This is a genomic window from Azospirillum sp. NS33 (assembly GCF_059703765.1).
The window spans coordinates 22948-39927 of sequence record NZ_BAAKJB010000018.1 but is presented as its reverse complement, the minus strand read 5'-3'; the positions used below and the strand labels follow the sequence as shown (position 1 = coordinate 39927).

Annotated in this window: 15 protein-coding genes; 9 read left to right on the top strand and 6 right to left on the bottom strand. The window is 70.3% G+C overall.

Features of this window, described 5'->3' with window-relative positions:
- Window positions 1-16: 16 nt before the first annotated feature.
- Genes AC6H2I_RS16745 through AC6H2I_RS16735 form a run of 3 tightly spaced genes read left to right on the top strand, consistent with a single transcriptional unit; the run spans window position 17 to window position 3925 of the window.
- The gene (locus tag AC6H2I_RS16745) at window positions 17-2182 is read left to right on the top strand and encodes a heavy metal translocating P-type ATPase (protein WP_497501814.1); all 2166 of its coding nucleotides are present in this window, start codon (window positions 17-19) and stop codon (window positions 2180-2182) included.
- 58 nt (window positions 2183-2240) lie between these two features.
- A complete protein-coding gene (locus AC6H2I_RS16740) occupies window positions 2241-2888 on the top strand; it encodes an SCO family protein (protein ID WP_497501813.1) in 648 nt (215 codons plus the stop codon).
- Between the two features lie 44 nt (window positions 2889-2932).
- Entirely contained in the window at window positions 2933-3925 is a 993-nt protein-coding gene (locus AC6H2I_RS16735; protein WP_497501812.1) for a cation diffusion facilitator family transporter, read from the top strand.
- A gap of 18 nt (window positions 3926-3943) precedes the next feature.
- On the opposite strand, the gene AC6H2I_RS16730 is transcribed toward AC6H2I_RS16735, so the two are convergent.
- The 3 genes from AC6H2I_RS16730 to AC6H2I_RS16720 form a co-directional block, all read right to left on the bottom strand.
- Entirely contained in the window at window positions 3944-5167 is a 1224-nt protein-coding gene (locus tag AC6H2I_RS16730) for an ATP-binding response regulator (RefSeq protein WP_497501811.1), read from the bottom strand.
- Window positions 5168-5267: 100 nt separating this feature from the next.
- The gene (locus AC6H2I_RS16725) at window positions 5268-5717 is read right to left on the bottom strand and encodes a DNA polymerase III subunit chi (protein ID WP_497501809.1); all 450 of its coding nucleotides are present in this window, start codon (window positions 5715-5717) and stop codon (window positions 5268-5270) included.
- 32 nt (window positions 5718-5749) lie between these two features.
- On the bottom strand, window positions 5750-7249 hold the full coding sequence (locus tag AC6H2I_RS16720; protein WP_497501808.1) for a leucyl aminopeptidase: 1500 nt from the start codon (window positions 7247-7249) through the stop codon (window positions 5750-5752).
- Window positions 7250-7542: 293 nt separating this feature from the next.
- Here AC6H2I_RS16720 and rsgA point away from each other — a divergent pair, with 293 nt between their 5' ends.
- Window positions 7543-8643: a ribosome small subunit-dependent GTPase A gene (gene rsgA, locus AC6H2I_RS16715; protein ID WP_497501807.1), complete on the top strand. Its 1101-nt coding sequence runs from the start codon at window positions 7543-7545 to the stop codon at window positions 8641-8643.
- A gap of 33 nt (window positions 8644-8676) precedes the next feature.
- Here the strand turns inward: rsgA and AC6H2I_RS16710 are convergent, their stop codons facing one another.
- Entirely contained in the window at window positions 8677-9291 is a 615-nt protein-coding gene (locus tag AC6H2I_RS16710; RefSeq protein WP_497501806.1) for a TetR/AcrR family transcriptional regulator, read from the bottom strand.
- Window positions 9292-9366: 75 nt separating this feature from the next.
- Here AC6H2I_RS16710 and AC6H2I_RS16705 point away from each other — a divergent pair, with 75 nt between their 5' ends.
- Window positions 9367-10278, top strand: coding sequence for an SDR family oxidoreductase (locus tag AC6H2I_RS16705; RefSeq protein WP_497501805.1), 912 nt, complete (start codon window positions 9367-9369; stop codon window positions 10276-10278).
- 15 nt (window positions 10279-10293) lie between these two features.
- Here AC6H2I_RS16705 and AC6H2I_RS16700 read toward each other — a convergent pair whose 3' ends face one another.
- Complete coding sequence (locus AC6H2I_RS16700) at window positions 10294-11208, bottom strand: LysR family transcriptional regulator (RefSeq protein ID WP_497501804.1); 915 nt, start codon at window positions 11206-11208, stop codon at window positions 10294-10296.
- A gap of 100 nt (window positions 11209-11308) precedes the next feature.
- Here AC6H2I_RS16700 and AC6H2I_RS16695 point away from each other — a divergent pair, with 100 nt between their 5' ends.
- Window positions 11309-12337, top strand: a complete 1029-nt coding sequence (locus tag AC6H2I_RS16695) for an NADP-dependent oxidoreductase (protein WP_497501803.1) — start codon at window positions 11309-11311, stop codon at window positions 12335-12337.
- A gap of 260 nt (window positions 12338-12597) precedes the next feature.
- Here AC6H2I_RS16695 and AC6H2I_RS16690 read toward each other — a convergent pair whose 3' ends face one another.
- Entirely contained in the window at window positions 12598-13407 is an 810-nt protein-coding gene (locus AC6H2I_RS16690; RefSeq protein WP_497501802.1) for an alpha/beta fold hydrolase, read from the bottom strand.
- A gap of 772 nt (window positions 13408-14179) precedes the next feature.
- On the opposite strand from AC6H2I_RS16690, the gene AC6H2I_RS16685 reads away from it, so the two are divergent.
- From AC6H2I_RS16685 to AC6H2I_RS16675, 3 genes are all read left to right on the top strand, one after another.
- Entirely contained in the window at window positions 14180-14395 is a 216-nt protein-coding gene (locus AC6H2I_RS16685; protein WP_497501801.1) for a helix-turn-helix transcriptional regulator, read from the top strand.
- Window positions 14396-14611: 216 nt separating this feature from the next.
- A complete protein-coding gene (locus AC6H2I_RS16680) occupies window positions 14612-14809 on the top strand; it encodes a helix-turn-helix domain-containing protein (RefSeq protein ID WP_497501800.1) in 198 nt (65 codons plus the stop codon).
- A complete protein-coding gene (locus tag AC6H2I_RS16675; RefSeq protein WP_497501799.1) occupies window positions 14806-16980 on the top strand; it encodes a type I restriction-modification system subunit M in 2175 nt (724 codons plus the stop codon). Before AC6H2I_RS16680 ends, AC6H2I_RS16675 begins: the two co-directional genes overlap by 4 nt.

Below are 16980 nucleotides of genomic sequence, written 5' to 3'. Positions count from 1 at the left end.
TCCGCCGGAGAGACCGATGCAGGGGATGTCCGCACCCGCCGCCGCCGTGGCGCCCGGCCTGCGCTACAAGGTGGCGGGCATGGACTGCCCGGCCTGTGCGGCGACGATCGAAACCGCGGTGCGGCGCCTGGCCGGGGCCGACGCGGTCAGCCTCAGCTACCACACCCAGGTCCTCCGGCTGCGGCTGGACGAAGCGGCGACGCCGCGGGCGGTGCTGGAGGGCACGATCCGGGGCCTCGGCTTCGGCGTCGAGGACATGGACCGGGTCGGGATCGTCGGCCCCGGTCCGGGCGACGGCGCGGACGGGGCCGCCGCCCCGGCGGCGTCGCGCTGGTGGTCGGCGCCCAAGCTCCGGCTCACGGCGCTGATCGGCGCGCTGACGGCGCTGGGCGCAGCCCTGTCGTGGCTGGTCCCGGCGCTGGCCGGCCACGCGCTGGTTCCCGCCGCGGCGGTGGGGCTGGCGGTGTTCGGCCGGCGCGCCGTGGCGCGCGCCGGGGCCGGCGCCCCCTTCAGCATGGAGACGCTGATGTCGGTCGCCACCGCGGGCGCCCTGCTGATCGGCGAAACGGCGGAGGCGGCCGTCGTCATCCTGCTGTTCGCGGTGGGCGAATGGCTGGAGGGTCTGGCGGCGGGCGCCGCCCGGTCGGGGATCACCACGCTGGCCGGGCTGGTGCCGCGCACCGCGCTGGTCGTCGACGGCGCGACGGCGCGGGAGGTCCCCGCCTCCCGGCTGGAGATCGGCCAGGTCGTGCTGGTCCGCCCCGGCGACCGGGTCCCCGCCGACGGCACCGTCGTCGACGGCGAGTCCGAGGTCGACGAGTCGCCGGTGACCGGGGAGTCCGTGCCCGTGCCGAAGACGCCCGGCAGCCCGGTGATCGCCGGTGGGATCAACGCGACGGGGGCGCTCAGGGTGCGGGTGACCCGGGCGGCCGCCGACACCACGGTCGCCCGCATCATCCACCTGGTCGAGGAGGCGCAGGCCGCCAAGGCGCCGACCGCCCGCTTCATCGAGCGCTTCAGCGCGCGCTACACCCCGGCGGTCATCGGCGTGGCCGTCCTGACGGCCCTGGTGCCCCCCCTGGCCGCCGGCGGCGACTGGCACACGTGGCTCTACCGCGGGCTGGCGCTGCTGCTGATCGGCTGCCCCTGCGCGCTGGTCCTGTCGACCCCCGCCGCCATCACCGCGGGGATCGCCGCCGGGGCGCGGCGCGGTCTGCTGATCAAGGGCGGCGCCGCGTTGGAGGCGATCGGCCGCGTGCGCGCCATCGCCTTCGACAAGACCGGCACCCTCACCCGGGGGCGGCCGGAGGTCACCGACCTGGTCGCGCTGGCCGGCACCGAACGCTCCCTGCTCGGGCTGGCGGCGGCCGTCGAAGCCGGCGCCGGCCATCCGCTCGGCCGCGCCATCCTGGAGCGGGCGGCGGCCGACGCCGTGCCGCTCCGCCCGGCGCGCGACCACGTGGCGCTCCCCGGCCGGGGGGCGCGGGCGGCCGTCGCCGGCCGGCTGGTCGAGGTGGGTTCGCCCCGCCACGCGGCCGAGCGCTGCGGGCCGTCCACCCTGCCGGGCGATCGCGTCGCCGCCCTGGAGGCGGCGGGCAAGACGGTGGTGGTGGTGATCGCCGACGGCCAGCCCCAGGGGCTGATCGGTCTGCGCGACGAGCCCCGACCGGATGCGGCGGCGGGGCTGGCCGCGCTGCGCCGTCTGGGTCTGCGCACGGTGATGCTGACGGGCGACAACGGCCGCACCGGCGCGGCCATCGGCCGGACGCTTGGCATCGAGGTGCAGGCCGGGCTGCTGCCCGGGGACAAATTGCGGGCGGTCGCGGCGCTGCGGGCCGGGGGGCCGGTGGCGATGGTCGGCGACGGCATCAACGACGGGCCGGCCCTGGCCGCCGCCGACGTCGGCATCGCCATGGGCGGCGGCACCGGCGTGGCGCTGGAGACGGCGGACGCCGCCCTGCTGGGCGACCGGGTCGGCGGCGTCGCCGCGCTGGTCGCGCTGTCGCGGGCGACCATGTCCAACATCCGCCAGAACGTCGCCGTCGCGCTCGGCCTCAAGGCGCTGTTCCTGGTCACCACGGTGACCGGGGCGACGGACCTCTGGCTGGCCATCCTGGCCGACACCGGAGCGACCGTGATCGTGACCCTCAACGCCATGCGCCTGCTGCGCCATGGCCGGTGACCCAGGGAGAGCCGCGCGCACCATGACCAACGACCGAAACCACCGGAGGAGACCCCCGATGACCCGCGCGAGACGCCCCGTGGGGTGGCTGTGGGCGGTGGCCGGCGCGGCCGTCCTGCTGGCCCTGCTCCTGGCGCTGCCCTCGCTTCTGCCGTCCCGCGATGCGGGGCCGGCGGGGGACCGCGGCCAGCCCCTGGCCGACGCCGCGGACTGGACGCTCAGCGACCACCGCGGCCGGCCGTTCACCGCCGCCGACCTCAACGACGGGGGCGGGCCGACCCTGCTGGTGTTCGGCTTCACCCATTGCCCCGACATCTGCCCGACCTCGCTGTCCTACGTGGCCGGCGTGCTGGAGGCGGTCGGGCCGGCGGCGGACGCGGTGCGGCCCCGGTTCATGACCGTCGATCCCGAGCGCGACACGGTGGCCGTGATGGCCGACTACGTCGCCCTCTTCGACGACCGAATCGTCGGCCTGACCGGCAGCCCGGCCGAGCTGGCGAAGGCGGCGAAGGACCTCGGCGTCTACCACCGCAAGGTTCCCCTGGACGGCGGGGACTACAGCATGGACCACTCCGCCAGCATGCTGCTGCTGGACGGGAGCGGGCGCGTGCGCAGCACCCTGGACATCCACGAGGCGCCGGCGGTCGCCGTGGAGAAGGTGCGGCGCCTGCTAGACGGCGCCGGCGCGCCGGTGCGGCAATCCTGACCGGGCGGACCCGGCCTTCATGAGACCCCTTGCGGCGGACCACCATGACCAACGACCCACACCCCACCCATCACGGCCATTCCCATGCCGGCCACTCCCACGGCGGCCACTCCCACGGCGGTCACTCCCACGGCGGTCATGCCCATGGCGCGCATTCCCACGCGCCGACGGTGACCGCCGAGAGCGAGCGCAAGGTCTTCTGGGTGATGCTGCTGACCGGCGGCTTCATGCTGGCGGAGGTGGCCGGCGGGGTGATCTCCGGCTCGCTGGCGCTGCTTGCCGACGCCGGGCACATGCTGACGGATTTCGCCTCGCTGGCGCTGGCGTGGATGGCCTTCCGGCTCGCCCGGCGGCCGGCCGACCGGCTGCGCTCCTATGGCTGGCACCGCTTCGAGGTGCTGGCCGCGTTCGTGAACGGGCTGTCCCTGTTCGTCATCGCCGCCTGGATCGTGGTCGAGGCGGCGCAACGGCTGTTCGCGCCGGTGGAGGTGCTGGGCGGTCCGATGCTGGCGGTCGCCGTCGCCGGGCTTCTCGTGAACGTCGTTGCGTTCTGGGTGCTCAGCCGGGGCGGGGAGGGGAACCTGAACGTGCGCGGTGCGGCGATCCACGTGCTGGGCGATCTCCTGGGGTCGGTCGGGGCGATCGCCGCCGCGCTGATCGTGCTGTGGACGGGATGGACGCCGATCGACCCGATCCTGTCCGTGGTCGTCGCCCTGCTGGTGCTGCGCAGCGCGTGGGCGGTCACCAAGGCGTCCGGCCACATCCTGCTGGAGGGCTCGCCCGACGGGATCGACGCCGACAGCGTGGGGGTGGCTGTGCGCACCGTGGCCGGGGTGGTCGACGTCCACCACGTCCACGCCTGGTCCCTGACCGGCGAGCGCCGCATGGTGACCCTGCACGTGGTGGTGGACGAGGGGGTGGACCAGAACGCCGCGGTGGCCGCCGTCGACCGCGCCCTGAAGGAGCGGCTGGGGGTCGCGCATTCGACGATCCAGCTCGAGCGCGGGGGCTGCATCCACGGCGCGCAGCGGCCGTGAGGCGGTGGCGACCCCGCGTCAGGCCGAACCGGCCATGACGCGGTCGGCGGGCAGGTGGATGGTCACCGCGGTGCCGCGGCCCGGCGCGCTGTCGAGGGCGACGCTGCCACCGTGCAGCTCGGCGAACCGGCGCACGATGGGCAGGCCGAGGCCGATCCCCTCGTGCTGGCGGGCCAGCGTGCGCTCGCCCTGGGTGAACGGGTTGAACAGGCGCCCGACCAGCTCGGCCGGGATGCCCGGCCCGTTGTCGCTGACCCGGATCGCCACCCCGCCGGCATCGGCCGCGGCGCCGACCGCCACGTGCCCGCCGCCGCCGGTGAACTTGATGGCGTTGTCGAGCAGGCTGAGCAGCATCTCGCGCAGGCGGCGCTGGTCGGCGCGCAGCATCAGTGCCGGGCAGGCCTGCGCCGAGACGGTGATGGCCTTGGGCTGGGCCTTGGGCTGCATCAGGTTCACGCAGGTCGCGAGCAGCACCGGCAGGTTGACCTCGGATTCCGCCAGTTCGACCCCGCCGGTGGCGCCGCGGGTGTAGTCGAGGATGTTGTTGACCATGGTGAGCAGCACCTTGCCGCTCTCCTCGATCAGCGCGACGTAGTCCTTGTAGTCGGGGTGGCCCAGCGGACCCAGCGACTGGCTGGCCATCACCTCCGCGAAGCCGATGATGGAGTTGAGGGGCGTGCGCAGCTCGTGGCTCATCACCGACAGGAAGTCGAGCTTGGCGCGGTCGGCCTGGCGGGCCGCCTCCAGGGCCTGCGACAGCGCCGCGGTGCGGTCGACCACGCGGTGCTCCAGCTCCCGGTTCTGGAGGGCGACCCGGCGGTAGAGGGTGCGGATCTCCAGCATGTTGCGCACGCGGTGCAGCAGTTCCCAGGCGATGAACGGCTTGGTGAGGAAGTCGTTGGCGCCCAGCTCCAGCGACTTGCGCCGGGTCTCCTGGTCGGTCTGGGCGGTCAGCACCAGCACCGGCACGTAGTCCCCGGCGTGGATCGCCTTGAGGCGCTCCATCAGCTCGAAGCCGCTCATGTGCGGCATGCGGATGTCGAGCAGCAGCAGGTCGTAGCGCTCGGCCTCGCACAGCGCCGGGACCTCGCGCGGGTCGGTCTCGCCGCGCACCCGCCGGTAACCGTCGTGCTGCAGGATCTCGCGCAGGAGCTCGACGTTGCAGGTGTTGTCGTCGACGACCAGGATCGCGGCATCCTTGACGTCCTGGGTGAGGTTGCGGTCGATGTCGGTGCCCGTCATGGTGCCGCCCGCGGCGCCCCCCGCTGTGTTCCCGGCCAGGGCCAAGGGTCACCGCAAAGGCGGATCAAATGCAATGGCTTTGTCGGTCGGGTGGTGACGCTCAGGCCTTCTTCTCCCAGCCCCCGCGGTCGGTCTGCTGCCAGTAGGTCAGGGCGTGGCCGGCGTCCTTGCAGGCCCGCCAGCGGTCGCGCGCCGCCGCCACCGCCTCGGCGTCGTTGCCGTCGAACAGGTCGCAGACCAGCTCGAAGGCCGCCAGCGCCCCGCTCATCACCCCGTCGACCTGGATCAGCACCGTGGCCCCGTTGGGGTTCTCGTCCTCGGCGGTCAGCCAGATCGGCTGGTCCGGCGCGAACCCGTCGCGCCGGCCGCCATGGGGGAGGAACGAGGCCGGGTCGTACGCCCACAGAAGCTGGTTCAAGGCGTCGGCCCGCTCGGGCGAGCCGGCGAGCACGACCGCCCGCCAGCCCCGCTCGATCACCTTCTCCAGGATCTTCGGCAGCGCCTGGTCGAGCGTGCGCCGCTGCAGATGGTAGAAGCGGACCTCGGTCATTCCCCGTCCCCGCGGCAGCCGTGCGGCCCCGCTCAGCCCTCGTGCCGGTCGGCGACGAAGCGGTCGAGCAGGCGCACGCCGAACCCGGTGCCGCCCTTGGGCACGGTGGCGGCGTCCTTCTTCGACCAGGCGACGCCGGCGATGTCGAGATGGGCCCACGGCACGTCGTTGACGAACCGCTTCAGGAACTGGGCGGCGGTGATCGACCCGGCGCCGCGCCCGGCGCCCACGTTCTTCATGTCGGCGGCGTCGGAGTTGATCTCCTTGTCGTAGGCGTCGCCGAGCGGCAGCCGCCACACCGGCTCGCCGACGGCGCGGCCGGCGGCGGTGAGCGCCTCGGCCAGCCCGTCGTCGGTGGCGAACAGGCCGGCGTGCTCGTTGCCCAGCGCGACGATGACCGCCCCGGTCAGGGTGGCGAGGTCGATCATCAGGCGCGGCTTGAAGGTTTCCTGCGTGTACCACAGGCAGTCGGCCAGGACGAGCCGGCCCTCGGCGTCGGTGTTGATGACCTCGATGGTCTGGCCCGACAGGGAGGTGACGATGTCACCGGGGCGCTGCGCCGTGCCGGACGGCATGTTCTCCACCAGGCCGACCACGCCGACGGCGTTGACCTTCGCCTTGCGGCCGGCCAGCGCCCGCATGGTGCCGATCACCGTGGCGGCACCGCCCATGTCCCACTTCATGTCCTCCATGCCGGCGGCCGGCTTGATGGAGATGCCGCCGGTGTCGAAGGTCACGCCCTTGCCGACGAAGGCGATGGGCCGACGGTCCTCGCCGTCCGGCGCGCCGTCCCAGCGCATCACCACCACGCGCGGCTCGAAGGCGCTGCCCTGGGCCACGCCGATCAGCGCCCCCATGCCCAGCTTCTTCAGCTTCTTCAGGTCCATCACCTCGACCTGGACGCCCAGCTCGGTCAGGTCCTTGCAGCGCTCCGCCAGGCTTTCCGGGTGGAGGATGTTGGCCGGCTCCGACACCAGGTCGCGGGTGTGGCACACGGCGTCGGCGACGGCGTCCAACCGGGCGAACGCCTTCTTGGCGGCGTCCGCGCCCTCGGTGAGGAACGCCACCTTCTTCAGGGACGGCTTGGCGTCCTTCTTCTCGGTGGTGCGGTAGCGGTCGAAGCGGTAGGCGCGCAGGCGGCCGCCATAGGCCATCTCCGCGGCCATCTGGGCGACCGGCAGCTCACACCCCTCCGGCACCTCGACCAGCACCGCGGCGTCGCTCTCGCCCGACTTCTCAAGGGCGGCGACCAGGGCGCCGCCGGCCCGCTGGAAGGTCAGGTCGGTGGCCTCGGCCCCCTTTCCCAGCCCGAGCAGCAGCACCCGGGACGCCTCGATCCCGGTGGGCGCCAGCACGCCCAGCGTCTCCTCCGCCTTGCCGGTGAAGCGGCTGGCGGCCATGGCGCGGGTGAGCGTGCCGCCGGTGGCGCGGTCCACCTCCTGGCCCGCAGGCCCCAGGGTGCGGCCGGCGAGAACGGTCACGACGACGGCGCCGGACTTCGGCAGCCCCGGCTTGGCGAAGGAAAACTTCATCTCTCCCTCATTCTTGCTTGTCCCGACGCGCGGCGGCCATCGCCCGCGTGCGGCCCGATCCCTCGCATAAAGACCCTGCCGCCCGGCCTGTCAAGGCGCAGCCGGCGGCCCCGGCCCCGCCCGGCCATCCCGCCCGGCCATCCCGCCCGGCCATCCGATGCACGCCGCCCCCGGCCTGCGACCCTTTGTCGATCGGGGCGCCAGGACGGTCCGTCGGGGTGGTCCGTCCTGGGAACGCCACCGCCGTGTGTGGTAGCGTTCCGGCATTCCAAGGCGGCCTGGGCGGTTCCGTCATGGCGCGTGACTACTCCGCATTCCTTCCCGGTGCGACGGCCGGCCTGCCGCGCGGCACCCCGTCGGCCTTGGGCGCGCTCGGATGGCATCCCGTCTTCGCGCAGCAGATCGGGGTCGAGGCGCTGGCCGCGACGCCGCCGGTGCGCGTCGTCGCGGTGCATCGCGGCGGGTTGCAGGTCGCCGGCGACGGCATCGACACGCTGGTGCCGCCGCGCGCCGACGCGACGGTGGGCGACTGGCTGCTGCTCGACCGCGCCCAGCCCCGGGCGAGCCGGGTGCTGGCCCGCAAGAGCCTTATCAAGCGCCGCGCCCCGGGCACCGACCGGCAGGTGCAGCTGATCGCCGCCAACATCGACACGGTCTTCATCGTCACCTCGTGCAACCAGGACTTCAACGTCGCGCGGCTGGAGCGCTACGTGGCGCTCGCCTTCGAGGCGGCGATCGAGCCGGTGATCGTGCTCACCAAGACCGACCTCGCCGCCGGCGCGGACGCCGACCCCGGCGTTGGCGCCTACGTAGCGGCCGCCACCGCGGTGTCGGACCGGGTGGCGGTGGTCGCCCTGGATGCGCGCGGCACGGAGCCGGCGGCGAAGCTGGCGGACTGGTGCCGGCCGGGGCGGACGGTGGCCTTCCTCGGCTCGTCGGGGGTGGGGAAGTCGACCCTGGTCAACGCGCTGGCCGGCACCGAGGCCATCGCCACCCAGGGCGTCCGCGAGGACGACGCCAAGGGGCGGCACACCACGACGCGGCGCGAGCTGCACCGGGTGCCCGGCGGCTGCCTGGTGCTCGACACGCCGGGGATGCGCGAGCTTCAGCTCACCGACGCCGCCTCGGGCATCGCCGAGGTGTTCGAGGACATCGAGGCGCTGTCCGCCCAGTGCCGCTTCGCCGATTGCCGGCACGACGGCGAGCCCGGCTGCGCCGTGGCATCGGCCATCGGCGACGGCCGGCTCGACCCGGCGCGGCTGACGCGCTGGCGCAAGCTCCAGGCCGAGGACGCCTTCAACTCCGCCAGCCTCGCCGAACGCCGCAGCAAGGACCGGGCGTTCGGCAAGATGGTCCGCCGGGTGATCGCGGAGACGTCACGCCGGGACCCCTGACCGGTCGGGCCCCGGCGCCGGCGGCCCGGCCGATCAGAGTTCCGCGTCCAGCGCGTCGAACGCGGCCTCCAGCAGCTCCGGAAGGGAGCGTCGGCCGTTCTCCCGGCCGAAGGTCTCGGTGGCGAGGCGCATGGCGCCGACCGCGAGCATGGCGACGAGCCGGAGGCCGGTTTCCCGCGCCGGGTCCGGCCATCGCTCGCGCAGCGCGGCGAACAGGGCCTGCTCCTGCTGGACGTAGTGGGCCTGCTTGCGCGCCTGGACGGCCTCGCTGGCGCGCATCAGGCGGTCGACGACCAGCATGTCCTGGGTGGGCAGCAGCGTGCAGACGGTCAGGACGGCGTGCCGGATCGCGTCCACCGGCCGCAGGCCGGGCGGGGAGGCGCGCAGCGCGTCGACGAGCATGTCGCCCGCACCGCGTTGCAGGGACAGCAGGATCTCGTCCTTCGATTTGAAGTAGTAGAAGAACGTCCGCCGGGAAATGCCGGCGGCGGCGGCGATGTCGTCGAGCGTCGTCGCATCGTACCCCTTGGCAACGAACAGGCGGATGCCGGCGTCCGTGATGCGCTGGAGGGTGTCCCGGCGCTTGCGCGCGCGCAGACCCTCCCGCTGCTCCCCGCGGGGGCGGGGCGGATCGCCATCATGGGTCATGTCCACACCTCTTGAAACTTGCACTCGGTGCAATATTATTTTACACCGAATGCGAAATTTTGAGGAGTCCCGATCATGACGCGTTGGACGCACGCCGACATTCCGCGCCTGAACGGCCGCTCGGCCGTGGTGACGGGCACCGGCGGCCTCGGGTTTGAGACCGCCCTGGCCCTGGCGAAGGCCGGCTGCGACGTCATCATCGCGGGCCGCGCACCGGACAAGGGGGCGGCGGCCGTGGCGGAGATCCGCCGGGTCGCTCCGGGCGCGGCCGTCGGGTTCGAGCGGCTGGATCTTGCCAGTCTGGCGTCCGTCGCGACCTTCGCGGCGCGCCTGCGCGGCCAGCGGGAGCGACTCGATCTGCTGATCAACAACGCGGGCGTGATGATGCCGCCGACGCGGCGGCAGACGGCGGACGGCTTCGAGCTGCAGTTCGGCACCAACCATCTCGGGCATGTCGCGCTGACCGCGCAGCTGATGCCGCTTCTGCGCAAGGGGACCGACGCGCGCGTGGTCGCCGTGTCGAGCGTCGCGGCCCGCAACGGCGCCATCGACTTCGACGATCTGAACGCCGAGGCAGGCTACCGGCCGATGCCGGCCTACAGCCAGTCGAAGCTGGCCTGCCTGATGTTCGCGTTGGAGCTGGAGCGCCGCAGCGCGGCCGCCGGATGGGGCGTTGCCGGCATCGCCGCCCACCCGGGGATCGCCCGCACCGATCTTCTGCGCAACGCGCCGGGCCGCAGGAGCGCCACCGGCCTGACGCGATCCGCCCTCTGGTTCCTGTTCCAGCCGGCGTCCCAGGGGGCGCAGCCGACCCTGTTCGCGGCGACGTCCCCGGACGCCCGCGGCGGCGCCTATTACGGCCCGGACCGGATGGGGGAGGTGCGGGGCCACCCGACCCGGGCGCGGACGCCGCCGCAGGCCCTGGACCCGGTGATGGCCGCCCGTCTGTGGGACGTCTCGCTGCGCCTGACCGGCGTGTCGTTCTGACGGAGGCGCCGGCGCTCACGCAACGGCGGGGTTTGGCCGGCCGGCGGCGACCTGCAGGTGGTCGAGGAACGCGCGCACGGCGGGGTTGGCGCGGCGGCTTTCGGGCCACACGGCGGTGATGGTGTGCCGTTCGACCGCGTGGTCCGCCAGCACCGGGACGAGGGCGCCACGCGCCACGGGGGCGGCCACGGCGAAGCTCGCGGCGAGGCCGATGCCGCCGCCGGCGACCAGGGTGGCGATCAGCGCGTCGCTGGCGTCGACGACGATGCCGGAGGGCGGCGCCAGCTCGATCTCCCGGTCGCCGGCGCGGAAGGGCCAGGGCAGCGTCTGCCCGGTGCTCTGGTAGCGCAGGGTCACCGTCTCGTGACTGTCCAGCGCCTCCGGGCGCGACGGGACGCCCCGCGCCGCCAGATAGGCCGGCGACGCGTAGCAGCCGAGCCGGTACGGGGCCAGCTTGCGCGACAGCAGCCGGGAGTCCGCGAGGTCGCCGATGCGCACGGCGATGTCGATGCCCTCGTCGACGATGTCGACGAAGCGGTCGTTGAGGCGCAGGTCCACCGTCACCCCGGGATGGCGCCGGCGGAACGCCGGCAGGAGCGGGGCGATCAGGTGGATGCCGATCGGCAGCGACGCGGCGATCCGCAAGGGGCCGGACGGCTCGCCGCGCGCCATCGTCGCGATCTGCTCGATCTCCTCCGCCTCGCGCAGCAGCCGCAGGGCGCGCTCGTGCAGCGCGCGCCCCTCCGGCGTGAGCGCCAGCGCCCGGGTCGTGCGGGTGAAGAGGGGGACGCCCAGCCGGTGCTCCAGCCGCTGGATGCTCTTGCTGACCGCCGACGGGGAGATCGCCAGGGATCGCGCCGCCGCGGTGAAGCTGCCCATCGACCCGACCCGGGCGAAGGCGATCAGGCCGGTCAGCCGGTCCAGCGCCATTTGTTCCTTCATGGCATGAGTAAGCGGACATGGGACCGGATTGTCAATCACGGCCCGGTCCGCCACATCCCCACCATCACGGCGAGCGATGGAGAGGACGATGGAAACCATGATGGCCCCGATGATGAAGGCGGTTCGGCTGCACGCGTTCGGCGGGCCGGAGGTGCTGCGCCTGGAGGACGTGCCGCGCCCTGGTGTGGCGGCGGGGGAGGTGCTGGTCGGCGTGCGCGCCGTCGGCCTCAACCCGCCGGACTGGTATCTGCGCGACGGGTACCGGTCGCTGCCCCCCGAATGGCAGCCGCAGGGCGGGTTCCCGCGGGTGCTGGGATCGGACGTGTCGGGCGTGGTCGTGGCGGTGGGCGAGGGCGTCGCGGATCTCCGCGTGGGCGACGAGGTCTACGCGATGGTGCGCTTTCCCGAGACTGCCATGGAGGGCGGCGGGGCCTACGCGGAGTATGTGACCATCCCCGCGGCACAGGTGGCGCGCAAGCCCGCCGGCATCGGCCATGTGGCGGCGGCGGGCGCGCCGATGTCGCTGCTCACCGCCTGGCAGTTCCTGATCGAGCGCGGTCCCGACGCGCCCAACCCCTTCCAGCCGTTCCCGCACCAGCCGGTGCCCCTGGAGGGCCGGACGGTGGTCGTCAACGGTGCGGGCGGCGGGGTCGGCCATCTGGCGGTCCAACTCGCCCGGTGGAAGGGGGCACGGGTCATCGCCGTGGCGTCGGGCCGCCATGAGGAGATGCTGCGCGGCTTCGGCGTCGACCGCTTCATCGACCACACGGCCACCGCGGCGGAGGAGGTGGTGCGCGACGCCGACCTCGTCCTGGACACGGTGGGCGGCCCGCGGAGCGCCCGGTTCCTGCCCACGCTGAAGCGCGGCGGTGCCCTGTTCCCGGTCTTCCCCCTGGGCTTCGTGGCGCACGGGGAGGCGGCGCGGCGCGGTGTCACGGTGTCGTCGACCCAGGTCCGCTCCGACGGCGCCCAGCTGGCCCGGGCCGCCCGCCTGCTGGACGACGGCACCGTCCGCGTCGTCGTCGACAGCGTCTTCCCCCTGGCCGAGGCCGCCCGCGCCCACGAACGCGCCGCCCGCGGCAGCATCCAGGGCAAGATCGTGCTGGAGGTGGGGTGAGGGGGAGGGGGAGGGGGCGTGGCGGCTTGCGGACCGTCGCCTCCGGCCGGTCCGGAAGCCGCACCGCCGTCGACGAGAGCGTAGACCCGCGGGATATGAGTCGGCTCTCCCAACCTCTTGGCGCGAAAGGCGTCGCGTTCACCATCGCAGGCGCCCTAGCCCTCCGAAATCACGGCGAGGGCGAGTAGCCATGGGCGGATTGCGGGCCTTCACCGCTCAGAGCCTGAAGGTCTGCGATGCGGACAAAGCCGACAGCGGCGCTATGGCCCCCTCAGTATCGCGGCGACGATAGCTTCGGGTCTGTCCTCCTGGACGAGATGGCCGGCCCCGGGGATCGGCGTACACTCACTGTCGGATATAAGCGCCGCCAGCTTTCTACCTGTCTCGTATGGAACCCATTCGTCCTGCTGCCCCCAAAGCACGGAGACGGGGCAATCCAAGCGTTGGTAAAGGCCCTCCACCTCGTCGGTGAACGCCAAATCCATCTGAGCGATCTGCCGGTAGAATGCAGGCTGCCCAGCCGCGCCGATCCACGGGGCGCAGTAAATATCCAATACCTCGTCCGAGAGGGGGTTATAGGCAGCGGTCTGGAGGTAAGCGCGCAAAACTGCCTGGTGCATGTAGGCGGGCATCTGCGCGAAAGCGACCTCGTGCTCCCGCACGTGCTGCACCAGTGGCGAGCCCCAGGGACGCATGGCGACCGCATCGAAGATCGTCAGCGCCGAATAGCGTAGCCCGTTGAGATAATAGGCGCGAAGAGCCGTGGCGCCGCCGAAGTCGTGAGCCACGATCTCCGCTCTCTCTAGGCCCCACTCCTCGAACAGGGCCGCCAGAACCTTGTTTTGCACGCCCAGAGAGACATCCTGTCCCTCGCGCATTTCGGACTGACCGTAGCCGGCCAGATCGAAATAGTAGACGGTTCGCCGGTCGGTGAGCTGCGGCACAATCCTGCGCCAAACCTGTGAGGAGAAAGGCGTTCCATGCAGGGCGACGATGGGGGGCCCGGATCCAACTTTGCCCCACTTGATGGCATTGCCTTCGATCATCGACGTGTTGGGAAGCTCCAGCATCTTAATCTCATATTGTTGTTTATCTAAGAAACGATATAATTCGCGTATGGATAGATCAATCCAAATCAAGGCGTTGGCCAGGGAGACCCGTCTGAAGGCACTGAGCTTGTTGGCTGATCCAGGGAGACACTTCAGCCATCAGTGGTCAGCCGACCCCGCTGAGTTCGGGGTGTGTATGAGCTTGATTGCAGGGGCATTGGCAGTCGCGCAGCCAACAGCCAGTCGCCATCTGGAAATACTGAAGAAATCCGGCTTCAGCGTAGTACGTTGACACGACAAAATGGCCCCACCGCGTCCGGGATGATGTTGCCTTGAATGACTACTTGGCTTGGCTAAGAGATGATCTTGCGCTGTGAGCGTGGACAATTCGGGCTTCGAAACGGATTTTCGCTGCCGGAGATACCGAAGTCCGCTTCCGGCCGGACGCGATCATCTCCAGTCTTCAGGTTTACAGGGCTGTGGCGTGGGCGTTCGTCACACCAACTTGGTGGCGTGCGGTGATCGGCGGCAGATAGGCTATTGTACTCGCAATCAGCGGTGTGTGGCGGAGGGAGAGGACACTTCGACAAACTCGCTCGAAGTATGCCCCACATCGCGCCAGCACGCCTTCGTATTCGTAGGTGGATCTTCGCCTCCGCAGTACTTCGCTCTTCATAAGCAGATGCCACTTCGCCCGGTGTTTGGCGCTCCGGTCAGTATTGCCTTGATAGAATTTTCCCTGCACGCCTTCGTCGTGTCGCAGTCAAACTGGCCAGAGCGAAAGGAAGCGGAAATGAAGGAAACTCATTTGAACCAACTTGAACTGGCGGTGCGCTGGAGGATCAGCCATCGCACACTTGAGCGGTGGCGTTGGACCGGTGAGGGGCCGAAGTTCCTCAAGGTGGGCGGCCGGGTGGTCTATCGCCTGTCCGACGTCGAGGAATACGAGCAGTCGATTATCCGCTCCAGCACCTCCGACCCTCGCCAGGCTCAGCCGGGCGGCGCCTGACTCTCCGAGGTGATGATGGCTGGCTGGCTACGGCCGTCATCACCGCCCTCAGGCACCACCCCGACTTCTGGGGCACTAAAGGACTGTCCCGCGTCCGCCGCCCTTCCCTAGACTGGCCCCCGTTCCTTCCCCAAAGCCCGCGGCGAACTCGGCTTGTGAGTTCCTCAATTTTCCACTATTTTCTCGGAATCGCTCCGGGAGGGGGCTTTTGCGCCGATGAGCAATGACATCCTGACCATCCGAGAGGTCGCCGAGTATCTCAAGATCAATGAGAAAACGGCTTACCGTCTTGCGGCAGAGGGCAAGCTCCCCGGCTTCAAGGTCGGTGGCGCCTGGCGCTTCCGGAGGGACGAGATCGAGAAGTTCACCAAGGGCAGCACAATTCAGGACGAAGACGGGAAGAACGCCGAATGACAGCCATCCAGCAAGATCTCATCAATTTCATCTTTGGGATCGCGAACAAGCTGCGTGGCCCCTACCGGCCGCCCCAGTATCGGCGTGTCATGCTGCCGATGACCGTCCTGCGGCGCCTCGACTGCGTCCTGGAACCCACCAAGGACGCCGTGCTCAAGGAGTACGAGAAGCTGAAGGCGCAGGGCCTGCCGGACCGCGCCATCCATGGCAAGCTGGCCAAGATTGCGGCGAAAGACCGGAGCCAGCCTCTCTACAATGTGAGCCCCTTCACGTTCGCCAAGCTGCTCGGGGATCCCGACAATATCGGGCGCAACCTGGTTGCCTACATCAAGAGCTTTTCGCCCAAGGCGCAGGAGATCTTCGACAAGTTCGAGTTCGAGAAAGAGATCGAGAAACTCGACAACGCCAACCGGCTATTCCTGATCGTCAGGGAGTTCGCCGGCGTCGATCTGCACCCCAAGCGGGTCGACAATATGCAGATGGGCTACGTCTTCGAAGAGCTCGTCCGCAAGTTCAACGAGCAGGCCAACGAGGAGGCGGGTGACCACTTCACCCCGCGTGAGGTCATCCGTCTCATGGCTCATCTTCTCTACACGGAGGATGAGGACGTCTACACGCCGAATATCGTGCGGACAATCTACGACCCGACCTGCGGTACGGGCGGCATGCTCTCCGTCTCCGAAGAGTACATCACGCGGGAGGGGCACAATCCGGACGCCCACTTGGAGCTCTTCGGCCAGGAGTACAACGAAGAGTCCTGGGCGATCTGCTGCTCGGACATGCTGATCAAGGACGAGCCCGTCGACAACATCGCCTTCGGCGACACGCTGGGCGACGGCAAGACCTTCGACGGCCACCCGGACAAGAAATTCCACTACATGCTGGCGAACCCGCCCTTTGGCGTGGAGTGGAAGCCGGAGAAGGATGAGGTCGAGAAGGAGTACAACAGTCTCGGCTTCAAGGGCCGCTTCGGTCCGGGGCTGCCTCGCATCAGCGATGGCGCGCTGCTTTTCCTGCTCCACATGATTTCGAAGATGCATCCGTCGCCCGAGGACGGTGGCGAAGGGTCGAAGATTGCGATCGTGTTCAACGGCTCGCCCCTCTTCGCGGGGGAGCCGGGGCCGAGCGAAAGCAACATCCGCCGCTGGATCATCGAGAACGACTGGCTCGACGCCATCGTCGCCTTGCCAGATCAGCTTTTCTACAACACCGGCATCTACACCTACATCTGGCTTGTCTCGAACCGGAAGCCCGCGGCGCGCAAGGGGAAGGTTCATCTCATCGATGCGACCAGGCACTTCCGCAAGATGACCAAGAGCCTCGGCAACAAGCGCAACGAACTCAGCGACGACCACATCGCCGAGATTACGCGCCTCTACGCCAACTTCATGAATGGCGAGACGTCGAAGGTTCAGGTCAACGGCAAGGTGGAAGAGCGGGTCTGCAGCAAGGTCTTCGACAACCGCGAGTTCGGTTTCCTCAAGCTCACCGTCGAACGCCCACTGCGACTGAACTTCCAGGCATCGCCCGACCGCATCGAGCGCCTGAAAGACGAGAGCGCGTTCAGGCAGCTGGCCGAAAGCAAGAAGCGCAAGGACGAGAAGGCGCGCGCGGCGGAGATCGCTGCGGGCGAGGCCGAACAGGCGGCAATCCTCAAGGTCCTCGGCAAGCTGGATCCGGGGCCGCTCTACAAGGATCGGGAGGAGTTCACCGAGGTCGTCAACGGCGCCTTCAAGAAGGCCGGCGTCAAGATCAAGGCGCCCATCCGTAAGGCCATCCTGTCTGCCCTTTCCGAGCGGGATCCGACCGCCAATCCCTGCCTCGACAGCAACGGCGATCCCGAGCCCGATCCGCAGCTGCGGGACACCGAGATCGTACCGCTGCCAGCGGACGCCCCCATGCCGCTGCCCATCGGCTACGACAAGGACGCGGACAATCGCGCGCTCGTGGCGCTCTTCCATGACCATTGCGAAGACTACCTGGCGCGGGAGGTGCTGCCGCACTGGGGCGACGCCTGGATCGACTATTCGAAGACGAAAGTCGGCTACGAGATCCCGATCAACCGCCATTTCTACGTCTACGAGCCTCCGCGGCCGCTGGAGGACATCGAGAGGGACATCAAGACGCTGGAAGGCGAAATCCTTGAGCTTCTCAAGGAGGCCGTCGCGTGA